At 58.7% G+C, this 12,936-nt stretch carries 11 protein-coding genes and 1 other annotated feature; of the genes, 7 read left to right on the plus strand and 4 right to left on the minus strand.

Annotation, left to right across the window (positions count from 1 at the left end; translation table 11 throughout):
- The first annotated feature begins 371 nt into the window (after nucleotides 1-371).
- From Q0I65_RS09185 to Q0I65_RS09215, 7 genes are all read left to right on the plus strand, one after another.
- Nucleotides 372-974: a hypothetical protein gene (locus Q0I65_RS09185; protein ID WP_296062765.1), complete on the plus strand. Its 603-nt coding sequence runs from the start codon at nucleotides 372-374 to the stop codon at nucleotides 972-974.
- A 108-nt stretch (nucleotides 975-1,082) separates the two neighbouring features.
- Nucleotides 1,083-2,174: an isocitrate/isopropylmalate dehydrogenase family protein gene (locus Q0I65_RS09190; protein WP_296062768.1), complete on the plus strand. Its 1,092-nt coding sequence runs from the start codon at nucleotides 1,083-1,085 to the stop codon at nucleotides 2,172-2,174.
- A gap of 117 nt (nucleotides 2,175-2,291) precedes the next feature.
- Nucleotides 2,292-4,196 (plus strand): Tat pathway signal sequence, encoded by a 1,905-nt coding sequence (locus Q0I65_RS09195; RefSeq protein WP_296062770.1) that lies wholly within the window; start codon nucleotides 2,292-2,294, stop codon nucleotides 4,194-4,196.
- Between the two features lie 37 nt (nucleotides 4,197-4,233).
- Nucleotides 4,234-4,378 (plus strand) — a sequence feature (ribosomal protein L10 leader region).
- 55 nt (nucleotides 4,379-4,433) lie between these two features.
- A complete protein-coding gene (gene rplJ, locus Q0I65_RS09200) occupies nucleotides 4,434-4,955 on the plus strand; it encodes a 50S ribosomal protein L10 (protein ID WP_158049566.1) in 522 nt (173 codons plus the stop codon).
- 84 nt (nucleotides 4,956-5,039) lie between these two features.
- A complete protein-coding gene (gene rplL / locus Q0I65_RS09205) occupies nucleotides 5,040-5,414 on the plus strand; it encodes a 50S ribosomal protein L7/L12 (RefSeq protein WP_158049567.1) in 375 nt (124 codons plus the stop codon).
- A gap of 340 nt (nucleotides 5,415-5,754) precedes the next feature.
- On the plus strand, nucleotides 5,755-7,191 hold the full coding sequence (locus tag Q0I65_RS09210; protein ID WP_296062772.1) for a helix-turn-helix transcriptional regulator: 1,437 nt from the start codon (nucleotides 5,755-5,757) through the stop codon (nucleotides 7,189-7,191).
- A 237-nt stretch (nucleotides 7,192-7,428) separates the two neighbouring features.
- On the plus strand, nucleotides 7,429-8,322 hold the full coding sequence (locus Q0I65_RS09215) for a DUF4013 domain-containing protein (protein WP_296062774.1): 894 nt from the start codon (nucleotides 7,429-7,431) through the stop codon (nucleotides 8,320-8,322).
- 66 nt (nucleotides 8,323-8,388) lie between these two features.
- Here Q0I65_RS09215 and Q0I65_RS09220 read toward each other — a convergent pair whose 3' ends face one another.
- The 4 genes from Q0I65_RS09220 to Q0I65_RS09235 form a co-directional block, all read right to left on the minus strand.
- The gene (locus tag Q0I65_RS09220; protein WP_296062775.1) at nucleotides 8,389-10,302 is read right to left on the minus strand and encodes a heavy metal translocating P-type ATPase; all 1,914 of its coding nucleotides are present in this window, start codon (nucleotides 10,300-10,302) and stop codon (nucleotides 8,389-8,391) included.
- Nucleotides 10,303-10,533: 231 nt separating this feature from the next.
- The gene (locus Q0I65_RS09225; protein WP_296062777.1) at nucleotides 10,534-10,752 is read right to left on the minus strand and encodes a heavy metal-associated domain-containing protein; all 219 of its coding nucleotides are present in this window, start codon (nucleotides 10,750-10,752) and stop codon (nucleotides 10,534-10,536) included.
- 54 nt (nucleotides 10,753-10,806) lie between these two features.
- The gene (locus Q0I65_RS09230; RefSeq protein WP_296062780.1) at nucleotides 10,807-11,091 is read right to left on the minus strand and encodes a metalloregulator ArsR/SmtB family transcription factor; all 285 of its coding nucleotides are present in this window, start codon (nucleotides 11,089-11,091) and stop codon (nucleotides 10,807-10,809) included.
- 620 nt (nucleotides 11,092-11,711) lie between these two features.
- On the minus strand, nucleotides 11,712-12,755 hold the full coding sequence (locus Q0I65_RS09235; protein ID WP_296062778.1) for a helix-turn-helix transcriptional regulator: 1,044 nt from the start codon (nucleotides 12,753-12,755) through the stop codon (nucleotides 11,712-11,714).
- Nucleotides 12,756-12,936: the final 181 nt, after the last annotated feature.

A 12,936-nucleotide genomic window follows, 5' to 3' on the forward strand; every position in this document is an offset into this window, starting at 1 on the left:
TCCGCTCATGGGCGGCGCTTTTTCTTTTGCGCAGGGGGCCGCGGGCCCCGGGGAGGCCCGGGGCCCGCGGCCCCCTTCCTTTTGCGCTCGGAGACGCGCCGCCTTCTTTGCAGAGGTTGCTCTATTTTTGAGGGTTGCTGCGGTCAATCATCGTGCTTCATGCGGTTATATGGCTAGTTTGCTGCGCTATGACTGCGATTTCGGAGGTTTTCGAATGAGAAGTCGGGCATTCTTCAAGCATTATTTCGCTTTCTATCATTGAGTTTCTCTGTTTCACCATGTTGTTTGTCCGCTCATTTATATTTACTTGTATATCTACAGGTACAATATGAATTAATTATAGTGTGTATGTTTGAGAGGACTGACTTTTCGTGGCTGAATATAGTGAGACTGTTCTGAACCTCGCTTCGTCGTGCGTCTCCGACCATGAGACGCTCGACAAGATTGCAAATGCATTGGCAAATGGGACGCGTCGATCTCGACAGCAGGCTGCACAGGTCCTCGCAGCGGTTTCCCATTCCGACGCTGCTGCGGTTTCCGGCTACAGCCAGATTTTCGTTGATGCACTATCTCGCCCTGAGGCCCAGACGCGCTGGGAATGTCTCGATGTGCTGACTCGTCTTTGCGATGTCGATGCCTCGCTTTGCACTGATGCTATCGATGGTGCGGAAAACGCGCTTTTCGACGAGGAGAGCGGTCCGCTGCATCTTGCTGCGATGCGATTTCTCTGCAAGTTCGGCGCGATTTCCGAGCAAAACTCCGATCGTGTATGGCCGCTTGTTGATGAGGGCATTCAATGCTGGCATGGCGACCTTGAGTTCCAGGATATGCTGAACTCGCTTCTCGATTTCTCCACGGGGCATCTTTCGGAGTCGGTGAAAACCGAGCTTGCTGAGCGGATGCTGTTCGACTCGAAGAATGGGCGCGGCGCCTTGAGACGAAAGGCGACGACCATCGTCGAGAACCTGTCCTAGCCTATTTGCGCCGTCGACTGCAATGTAACATTCGACGTTCTTTTCTATGCGTATCCTTGAAGCGTATTCTTTTGAGTCGCGTTTGCGACGGGTTTGTGAGGAGGAGCTATGACTCGTCATACGGTGACCTTGATTCCCGGTGATGGAATCGGCGTTGAGACTTCGGCCGCTATGCAGCGCGTTGTCGAGGCCTGTGGTGTGGATATCGATTGGGAAATCGCTGAGGCTGGCGCGCATTGCCTTGAAACCGACGGCACGCCGCTCCCTGATTCCACAATTGAAGCCGTCAAGCGCAACAAAGTCGCCATTAAGGGACCAATCACGACTCCCGTTGGCACTGGTTTTCGCAGCGTGAACGTTGCGCTTCGCAAGACGCTTGGCCTTTACGTCTGCCTGCGCCCTGTCGTTTCGCTTCCCGGTGCTGGTGGTCGCTATGACAACGTCGACCTGGTGATCGTTCGCGAAAATTCCGAGGATTTGTATGCTGGCGTCGAGTTCGAGGAAGGTTCCGAAGGCGCTCGGAAGCTGATTGACCTTTGCAAGGAAGAGGGTGCGGGCACCATTCGTCCTGATTCCGGTATCTCCGTCAAGCCGATCTCGGTTACTGCCTCGCGGGACATTGTCCGGTATGCTTTCGAGTATGCGCTGAAGCACGGTCGCAAGAAGGTTACCGCTGCTCACAAAGCAAACATCATGAAGTACTCCGATGGTTTGTTCCTTCGCGTCGCGCGCGAGCTTGCCAAGGAATATGAGGGTCGCGTCGACTTCGACGACCGCATTATCGATGCCTTCTGCATGAACATGGTAACTGATCCCTCGCAGTTCGATGTTGTCGTCTTCCCGAACCTGTATGGTGATATTGCAAGTGATCTTGCGGCGGGCCTTGTCGGCGGTTTGGGTATCGCCCCGGGCGCGAACATTGGTAAGGAATACGCTGTTTTCGAGGCGGTTCACGGCTCAGCTCCCGATATTGCGGGGCAGAATAAGGCGAACCCGACTGCGGAAATCTTGTCGGCTGCGATGATGCTCGATCACCTCGGCGAGCTTGAAGCTGCGGCTCGTATTCGCGCTGCAGTGAAGGAGGTTTATGCGGCTGGCGAGTGCCTGACGGGTGATATTCGCAAGCTGACGGGTTCCGACAAGCCTGCGGCGAGCTGCACCGAGTTCACCGATGCGTTGGTTGCGGCTCTCGCGAAGTAGGTTGCATTCGCCATCTCCTCGATGGTAAAAGGACGGTAACGGAAATGCTCGGTCTCGCGAGGGACTGGGCATTTTCGTGTATAGTGGGGAAAATTACCTTATCAAGGAGGGATACGTTTGAAGCAATCATCGGGACTTGACGCTTTGCTCGAGGCGCTTAAGCAATCCGGCATGAACACCGATTCGTTCGGCTCGCCTTTCGGCGGCGGCTCCGATGCGGACGACTCGGCCAAGGCTGCCGATGCGGGATCTTCTCGCGGTTCGGGTGGGCCGAAGGCGCCGCATGTCGAGATGCCGCACATCATCGAGAACATGAAATCGTGGAGCAAGAAGGCGATTATCGTTGCGATTATCGTACTCGTTGTCGTTATTCTTGCTGCCTATTGGTGGTTCCATCCGCCTATCAACATCCATAGCGTCGACACCTGGTTCTTCATCGCGGTGTTCATCTTGCTGCCGACGTTTTTGCTCTTCCGCGTGCGCTCCTCGAATTACAAGGAGGGGAAGGGCAAGCGCGCCGAGCGCAACGAGGGCAAGGCGAAGACGTTTAAGGTGCTTTCCTTCATCCCTGTCGCCGTCGCTTGCGTGGGCATTATCGGTGCGTTGATGTCGCTGTCGCTTTTCCCGGGCAACGCGGCGAAATACGCAACGGTGCTCAACACCGTCGACCACGATTTCGCCTCCGACATCCAGGAGGTGAACTACTCCGAGATTCCCGTGATCGATCGTGATTCTGCAATCCTTCTCGGCAATCGCGAGATGGGCTCGATTCCCGAGTACGTCAGCCAGTTCGAGATCTCTTCGCTTTACAGCCAGATCAACTACCAGGGCACGCCGGTTCGCGTGAGCCCACTCGGCTACGCCGACCTGTTCAAGTGGTTCACCAACCGCAGCTCGGGCATTCCCGCGTACGCGCTTGTCGACATGACGACGCAGGATGCGCAAATCGTGACGCTCGGTGACAACGCCATCTTCTATTCCCAGTCAGAGCCGCTTGCGCGCAACATCGACCGTTACGTGCAGCTGAAGTACCCCTTCTACATGTTTGACGAGAAGTCGTTCGAGATTGACGAGGATGGCCACCCGTGGTGGATCTGCCCCGTGCAGAAGCGTACGATCGGCCTGTTCGGAGGTACGACCATCGATCGCGTCGTCATGGTGAACGCAACGACGGGCGAGTGCACCGACATCTCGATCGATGAGGTGCCCCAATGGGTCGACCGCGCATATCCCGCAGAGCTTCTGATCGAGCAGTACAACTGGTCGGGCGCTTACAAAGACGGTTGGCTTAACAGCTGGCTCGGCCAGAAGAACGTGGTCCAAACCACTCCCGGTACCGACGGAAACGTCGGCTACAACTACATCGCGAAAGACGACGACGTGTGGGTCTACACCGGCGTCACTTCGGCGACGGCTGACAACTCCATCGTCGGGTTCGTGCTGGTGAATCAGCGCACGGCCGAGTCGCACTTCTATTCGGTTGCGGGCGCTACGGAAGAGTCGGCGATGCAATCCGCCGAGGGCCAGGTTCAGAATCTGCGCTACACGGCCACCTTCCCGCTGCTTATCAACGTGGCGAACCAACCGACGTACTTCATGGCGCTCAAGGACAGCGCGGGACTCGTGAAGAAGTTCGCGATGATTGACATCCAGCGCTACCAGAACGTGGCGGTTGGCGACACGGTTGCGGAGTGCCAGAAGTCCTACGAGGCGCTTCTCGCGACGAACGGCGTCGACACGGGAGATTCCACGCCGACGGACGTGAAGCAGGCCAAGGGCATCATCGCGACGATGGCGCAGGCGGTCATCGAGGGGAATTCTCACTACTACGTGACGCTTCAGGGCGATTCCTCGATCTACGATTTCCCGCTGCCCGGCATGCTCGAGATCGTTGCCTACTCGGCTGGTGATGAGATTTCCTTCACCTACATCGATGCTGGCACGACGGCATTTCCCGCTCAATCTATCGACAGTGTGAAGACGGCGGGGCCTGAGCAGAAGAGCGTTGACACTACGGTGTAGATGCGTATCATATAAGAGCTGCATAAAAGCAGTGCTAGATGTAATTGTTCCGCTGCCCAAGACAGCAGGCACCGAAAGGTTTAATCGCATGAGAGTGCGGCCCGCCGAGGTGGTTAACTAAGCGTTGAGCTTTGACGACCCCTGCTGTCCTGTGACGGTGGGGGTCGTTTTCGTTTCTTCGAACGCGGCTCCACCCCAAGGGGCGGAACTCGAGTTTGAGGAAAAGGAGGTGTACGAATGCCCAACGCAAAGAACCAAGAAATGCTCGCCAACGTCAAGGCGGACCTCGAGGCTACTTCCGCGGTGTGGGTCGTGGATTACTGCGGCCTCACGGTGAAGCAGATCCAGGAGCTTCGCCGCAGCGTGCGTGAGGCTGGCGCTGTCATGAAGGTGTACAAGAACACCCTCATGCACATCGCTCTGGCTGACGCTGAGCTGCCGACGCTCGACGACATGCTTCAGGGTCCGAGCGCGTTCGTGTTCTGCGGTGACGACGTGGCTGCTGCTGCTAAGGCTGTCAAGGAGTTCGCCAAGAGCAACGACGTTCTCGAGATCAAGGGCGGCATCATGGACGGCGCTGCCGTTTCTGCTGCCGAGGTGGAAGCTATCGCTTCTCTGCCTTCCCGCGAAGAGCTCTACGCTCACATCGCTGCTGCTATCAACGGTGTGGCTCAGGGTCTCGCGACCGCCATCGCTGGCGTGCCGCGCGGTCTGGCTCAGGTCACCAAGGCTGTGGCCGACCAGAAGGAAGCTGCCTAGCATCAGCTCATGCGGCCTGAGAGACGCCGCGTAACGAAAATCATTCGGCTGGGAAGGTCCCAGCCCCTTTGAAAGGAAACTAACATGGCTGTTACTCGCGAAGAGATCATTGAGGCTCTGAAGGAGATGTCCCTGCTCGAGGCTTCCGAGCTCGTGAAGGACATCGAGGAGACCTTTGGCGTGTCCGCTGCTGCTCCCGTTGCCGTTGCTGCTGCTCCGGCTGCTGGCGCTGCTGCTGCTGAGGAGAAGACCGAGTTCGACGTCGTCCTCGAGGGCTTCGGCGACAACAAGATCGCTGTCATCAAGGTTGTCCGCGAGATCACCGGTCTCGGCCTCAAGGAAGCCAAGGAAGTTGTCGAGAACGCTCCTAAGGCTATCCAGGAAGGCGTTGCCAAGGACAAGGCTGAGGAAATCAAGGCCAAGCTCGAAGAGGCTGGCGCTGCTGTCACCCTCAAGTAACTCGACTCTTTTTAGATTCGCAGTGAGAAAGACCCTCCTTCGGGAGGGTCTTTTTTATCGGATGAGAAGGGGAGGCTGCGATGTCGGGCGGGCTGAAGGTTCGTCTATGCGAACCAGGCGTTCGTGCAACGCTCTGAGCTGGTAGTATTCAGGTATGGGAAAAAAACGGGAAGCGGGTGCGGCCCGACGCGGGGTTCTCATGGACCTGTAGGAAGCTAATGAGTATCTCCGACGATCGAGGCGCCAGTTGCGGATAGTGTCCCCGTCCTTCCTCGATATTCGCTCGCCATTGGTATAATGGGGAAGCAGTTTTCAACTATCGCCTCGCGCACAGGAGCTCATGACCGCCAGCCTCAAAACACATGCTTGGGAATTGATGGCGCTTGCCCTGTTCTACTTCGTCTTTCTCGGCGGCGAGTACTTCTTCGATGCGACGCTCGCCGGCTTCATGTCCCCGGCCGATATCGTTTTGAACCAGAGCATGATACTCGGCGCGAGCGCTGTGGGCTTTTGCTGTTTCGAGCCTTTTTCCCGAACGCCGCGAAGGGTGCGTTTGGGTTGCTCGATTGTGTCTATGGTTGTGGGGTTTGGCGGCATCGCTGCCCTGTTCGCCCAACCTAGCCTGCTGTTGATGCAGGCCATCGGCGTGATTTGCTTCTATTTGCTGGGAGTCTTGGGGGGAGCTGTCCATTGGGCGGCGTCTCGCAAGATTGCGGGGTTCGATTATGCCGCGTTGCTGGTCGGGATTGCCTACGCCGCGGGAATCGCCATGCAGTTCGTCGCCAACGCGGCGTTCTCGGATCGCCTTGCAGCATCGATCGCTCTCGCTGTTGGCGCGGCTGCGCTCCTTGTGGTTTGCCGTCGATGCTTTGCGGGCGGACGCTGCGACGGTGCGACCCGGGTCGCAGGTGGGCCGATGCCAAGCGAGCGGGATGTGCGTGACAAGCTGAGCGGGGAAAACGAGCCGAACGCGTCAGGCGGGCGAGTGACTTGCCCAAGCGCTTCCCTTCGGGGCGCCCTCTGGCTTTCGGTAATCGTGGCGCTCGTCTCGCTCATGTTCGTAACGCTCGACAACATCGTCACGCTCGCGGACGCCGGTGGGGATCTTGACGTGGGAAGCTGGCCAAGGCTTCTCCTTGCGGTAAGCGCCATCGCGGCTGGTGCGCTATTCGATATACGGCAGCGCCGCTATATGAACTTCATCATGTTCTGCGTGCTTCTGCTCTCGACCATCGCCATCCTCGCAGCCGAAACGAATGGCGGCCTGTTCTGGGGACTTGTCCTGTTCTACCTCGCTTCCGGCTTCTTCGTCACCTATTTCACGGCGAGTTTCATGCTTATGGCGCCGAAAACCAAGCGGCCTGCCTTGTGGGCGGGAATGGGCCGCGCGATCAACAACGCTTGCGCTTTCGTGATAGTCGCGCCTTCCTTGGCCCTTATCCAGACGGGGGGCCTCATCCTCATGATCGCGGTCTGCATAGTTTTGTTCGTGGCGATTTTCATCGTGTTTTTTGCCTCGGGGGCCTTTCGCCTGGACGCGGTGCTTGAAGGGGAGGCGCGTTCTGCGGTCGACCCGGAGGCGTTCGTTGAGGAATACGGCTTGACGCCGCGCGAGGCCGAGGTGCTTGTTCTTGTCACCGCCGACGAGCGGGCGCTCAAGGAAATCGCGTCCGAGATGGACATCTCGCTCCGCATGCTGCAAAAGCACCTGACCTCCATCTATAAGAAGACCGATACGCAAACACGAGCCGGCTTGACGAGGAAGTTCCTGGCATAGCTTTTGCTCGCAGTTGTCTTCGGTATTGAAAAAGGGGCGGTGAGGCGAGCTTGATCTGGCGGCCGCTGTTTCCCCGGCGATCATCGTTTCTTTCTTCGGACGTTCCCTTCGATTGCATCGGGGGGATGGCGGCGATGCGCTTTCTGTTGCGCCTCTCTCGGTTACGCCCTGGTAACGGGCGCGCGGCTTTGTCATGCCGATGTCCTATAGTGGGACCGACAGAGAAAGGAGCAACCGATGCAGCGAGGGTATTTCAAGACGGCGTGGAGCGACATCGCCCAGTCGCCGCATTGGGTGACGCGCATTCTCCTTTTGGCGCTTTTGTGCTTCATTCCCGTGTTCGGTTGGATTGTGATCGCGGGCTATCTATGGGGATGGGCGCGCGATATGGCATGGGGCGTGCACGCTCCGCTTCCCGAGAGAATCTTCGAGAACGCCGATGGGACGCTGTATTCGCGAGGCTTCTTTGCGGCAGTGATCGCTGTGGTGTGCGCCGTGGTGATGAACGTGCTTCAGAGCGCGGGTGGCCTGATTTCGTCGGGAAGCTTCGCTGGTTCGGCGTTCGTCTGGGGAGATGTCCACTCGATTTACCAGACGGTTGCGCCCCTCGGTTTGGTCTCGGGGCTTTTGTCGCTGTTCTCGTTTGCCGTGCTGTGTGCGGTTTCGTTCATCGTCACCCTGTTCAAGTGGGTTGGCACGATGCGGATGTCGATTTACGGGCGTCTCTCGGCGGGCTTCCAGGTTTCGCGCATTTGGGCGATGATGCGCCACGATTTCAAGGGAATCCTTCGCATACTCGGCATGTGGCTGATTGTCTCGTTCGTTGCGGGCATCGCCATTGCCCTTGCGGTCAGCGTCGTGATCTTCGCCGGCATCCTTTGCGTGTCGTTTTTCGCGAGCATGGGGGTTTATGCGAGCGATGTCGCGTTCTTGCCCATTGTGGTCGTGGCGATGATTTTGATGCTGGTCGCTTTGGCGGTTGCGCTGTTCGCCGCGTTTCTCGGTGTGCTGGGTTGCACCCTCGTCGTGCGCGCAGTGGGGCACTGGACCTGTCAGTTCGATGTTGCGAACTGGCGCGGACAGGACGATCCGATGCCGTTCGAGCTCAAGGGCGCTCAGGCTAAGGGATAACTTTACAGGCGCGGGATGGCCCTGAGGGCACCCGCGCCTGGTTGCGTTGCCGAACTGTTTTGGCTCTTAGAGGTTTTTCACGCTCATGCAGCGCATCGCGTTCAGGATGGCGATGATGGCGACGCCCACGTCGGCGAACACGGCGAGCCACATGTTGGCGATGCCGAGCGCAGCCAAGATGAGCACGATGAGCTTTACTCCCAGTGCGAAGATGATGTTCTGCCAGGCGATGCCCATTGTCTTGCGCGCGATGCGAATGGCGCGTGCGATGTTGGAGGGCTTGTCGTCCATGAGCACGATGTCAGCGGCCTCGATGGCGGCATCGGAGCCCATTGCCCCCATGGCGATGCCGATATCGGCGCGCGTGAGCACCGGCGCGTCGTTGATGCCGTCGCCCACGAACGCGAGCGTGCCCTTGCTCGATGTGCCGTTGATGAGCTGCTCGACTTCCTCGACCTTGTTCTGCGGGAGAAGCGAGGCGCGGTATTCGTCGATTCCGAGCTTCTCGGCGACGGCGTGCGCAACGTCATCGCGGTCGCCGGTGAGCATGACGGTGCGCTTCACCCCGGTTGCCTTCAAGTTTGCGATGGCCTCCGCGGCGTCGTCCTTCACGACGTCGGCGATGACGATGTGGCCGATGTAGGAACCGTCGAGCGAGACGTGCAGGATGGTCCCCGTAAGCTCGCACTCGTGCCAGGCGATGTTGTCTGCCATCATGAGCTTCTCGTTGCCGACGGCGATGATGTGCTCGTCGACCTGGGCGCGAACGCCATGCCCGCTTTCTTCTTTGACGTCTTTGATGCGCGCACGGTCGATTTCGCCTGTGTAGGCGGCCTTCACCGACAGTGCGATGGGATGGTCGGAATACGTCTCGGCATACGCGGCGAAGGAAAGGACGAGATCGGGGTCGACGCCCGCCTCCGCATGGACGGCGACGACGTTGAAGGTGCCGTTGGTGAGCGTGCCCGTCTTGTCGAAGACGACGGTCTCGGCCTTGGCGAGGGTCTCGAGGTAGTTAGACCCCTTCACAAGGATGCCACACTTCGAGGCGCCGCCGATGCCGCCGAAAAACGACAGCGGCACGGAGATGACGAGCGCGCAGGGGCAGCTCACGACAAGGAACGTGAGCCCGCGCAAGATCCAGTCCGACCAGGCGCTCGCGCCGAGAAGCGGCGGGACAACGGCGAGGATCAGCGCTACGATGACGACAATCGGCGTGTAGTAGCGGGCGAAGCGCGTGATGAAGTTCTCGGTGCGCGCCTTCTTCTCCGAGGCATTCTCGACAAGCTCAAGGATGCGGCTGACCGTCGATTCGCCGAAGGGTTTCGTCGTGCGGATAGTGAGCACGCCGGTCAGGTTCACGCAGCCGGAGAATACCTCGGCGCCCTCTTCGACGACGCGCGGGACGGCTTCGCCGGTGAGTGCCGCGGTGTCGAGCTGGGACGCGCCTTTCACGATAACGCCATCGATGGGAATGCGCTCGCCCGCCTTCACGATGATCTCGTCGCCGACTTCCACCTCGTCAGGGTCGACCTCAACAAGTTCGCCATCTTGCATGATGTTCGCGTAGTCGGGCGCGATATCCATCATGTCGGCGATGGACTTGCGGCTTTTGCCGACGGCGTAGCTCTGGAAGAGCTCTCCCACCTGGTAGAACAGCATAACCGCGGCGCCTTCTGCCATGTGCGGCCCCGTTTCAGGGAAAAACACCATGGCGAACGCGCCGACGGTCGCGATGGTCATGAGGAGGTTCTCGTCGAAGACTTGGCCATGGCCGATGTTCTTCACGGCTTTGACGACGACGTCGTAGCCGGCGATGAGGTAGGGGATGAGGAAGAGCGCGAACTCGAGGTAGACGGCGTTCGTCTCGCTGCCGAGCCACGCGTCAAGCGGAAGGAACTCTGTTGCCGCGAAGACGATGAAGAAGATGATGAGCGCGACAATGATGCGGTTGCGCCATTTGATCTGTTTTTTGTTCATAGGTGGTAGGCCTGTCCGTTCTTCGGCTGGGGCAATGGGATGGCATCTCGGCTCCCCGCTTCGCTGTTCGGCGAAACGCTTTGCGTTTCGTCTCATGCGCTGCGCTCTTTCATGCTTTATACGGCGCGCTTCGCGCGCACTATATGGCTTTCAAGAGTCGCCAAAAACCGCCTCGCCTCCTCGGCAGAGAACTACTTTGAAAGGGGGCAGGGCTGTTCGTTGCCTGCCGAATTAACGGACGATGTTGCAGTCGGGTTCGAACTTGTGGATGGTTTTCTGCGCCTCGTCGAGGATTTCGTTGAAACGGGCATCGTCAGCTACGAGCGTCATCTTCTGCATCATGAAGTTGACGGTGCACTTCTCGACGCCGGGCATCTTGCTGATAGCGTCCTGCATCTTGGCTGCGCAGTTGGCGCAATCGAGGTCTTCGAGCTTGAACGACTTACGCATGGGGGGAGTCCTTTCCTCGGGATTTATGTGAGCCGGAATTCGGTCGGTTCCTTATTATTCGCAGATGTGCGTCATGCCCTGGGCGAGCATGGTGTAGACGTGGTTGTCGGAAAGCGAGTAGATGACGTTTTTGCCGTCACGCTGGAATTTCACGAGGCGGGCCTGCTTCAGCGTGCGCAGCTGATGCGACACGGCGCTTTGCGTGGCGCCGACGATCTCGGCGATGTCCGCGACGCAGCGGCTGTGCCCCATGAGCGCGTAGAGGATCTTGATGCGCGTGGTGTCGGCAAACACTTTGAATAGATCGGCCAGGTCGTAGAGGAGCTCTTCGTCGGGCATCTCGTCGAACAGGCAGGATGTCTCCTCGCGATTGCAGCCGCAGGGACAGGCTTCCCCGGAAGTGGAGGGCGTGCTTGTGTTGGGCGCCTCCGCGGAGTTCGCGTGAGACGTGTTCGCGGCGTTCACGATAGACTCTGCCTCCTGCACGATGTGATTGGGGCTTTCCGTCATGATGGGTCCTTTCGCGACTTTTGTTCGCTCATTCATGTAAACATATGAGCAACTGTTCATAAGTATAGGAATACCGATGATGCTGTCAAGGGGCGCGCAAGAAAAACTGCATGGCGTTTGGAGGGATTCACAAAGGGGCAAGCTGGGCGTCGTGCGGTCGGGGTCGTGCTCGCGGTAGGATGCCTGCTGACACGCAATCGAGGGATTTCTGGACAAAAAGTGGCGTTTAAGGGGGATGGGTGCTTGCGAATGGGGATATCGAGAGGCCGCAAGGGGGTGCCGTCGGGCGCTCTCCTCGCGTTTTGCGGCCGCGCGGCGGGGTCGGGGTTCCGCTCGGGAGGGGTGACCCCCTCAAACGGCGGTTTTTGTCCAGAATGGTTGGTTTTTCGTGTCGGATGCGGCAGCGTGCCGAACGTTGGTGTCGCGGGTCTGCTTGCGGGGCTCGGGCTTCAGCCTGCGCTAGGTTGTTCGAGAGAGATGTGGCCGCTAGAGTTTGCGAATTGCGCAGCTCGCCAGGCGGTGGGCGAGAGCCCCGTCTCCTGCTTGAAGGCTTGGGCGAAGGCGGCTTGCTGCGGATAGCCAAGGCGTTCGGCGATTTGCCCCACGGGAAGCGAGCTGTCGGTGAGCAGATCGCATGCTCGCTCAGTGCGTCGCCTGCGTACATAGGCTCCTACTGATTCGCCCGTTTCGGCTTTGAAGGTGGCGCAGAGCCTGGATCGACTCGTGTACAGGCGATCGGCAAGCTCGTCGACGCTCATACGCCTGCCTGCGTCAAGAGCGCGCTCTACGGTTGCGGCCGCCTCTTCGGCAAGATCGGTACTTGCTCGTGTGCCGGCTGCCTGTCGAGCCTGTTCGCGGGCCGCGTGTGAGCAGGCGAGCTCGGCGACCATCGTCTCCACGATGCCCTGCATATACACCTGTCCGCCTACCGCGCGGGCGCGCTCCTCGTTGAGCCGACGAAGCGTACGGCAGATGGCAGACGCCGCTTCCTCGTGCCACGGTTCGGCGAATGCTTCGAAGAGCCCTTCGAACTCGGTGGGATAGCGACTCTCCAACTCCTTGAAAAACCCAGGCAGGAAGAGCACGGAACGCGAGTGATAGAGCTGTCCCGCAAAGAGCGGGCTCAGCTCTTCGCCGCAATTGTCCTGAATAAAGCTACACATCGCGCTGTTCGGCCATGGGCCATGCATCGGTTTGAGGTTCGCGGGCGTGATGCCGGCGTCGGGCATGCATGCGAGCGTGGGCCCGCTGATTTCGCTTACACACGCGTAGGGTTCGGGGGTGTACTCCATGAGGTGCATATCGCGCGTGGGGGTGATGAAGTGCTCCATCACAAGACAGGTGGGGGAAAGAGGCATGATCCACGCTCGTCCGTGCGCTCGGGCGTTCGCAACTTCGCCGGTGAAAACGGCGCCCCTGCTTTTGAGCTCGAGCCCGAACTGCTCGAACTGTGGCGCGTAGAGCTCGGTTATGTCGGTGGTCGACCGCGGCATTTGCGAAAGTGTCCCTTTCCTTTACGAAATCGTCCGACTCTGTCCTCATGATGAACCGAGGTTAACATCTGAATGATAAGTTTATTGAGGTTAACTATCAAGCCATTAGAAAGACCAGCTAAATGATGTCAAGGGCTTTCCGAGACATTTTTAGATAGAACTTTGACAATCGAATATGGGA

Origin of the sequence: uncultured Ellagibacter sp., from assembly GCF_934643285.1 — a bacterium.
GTDB lineage: Bacteria > Actinomycetota > Coriobacteriia > Coriobacteriales > Eggerthellaceae > Ellagibacter.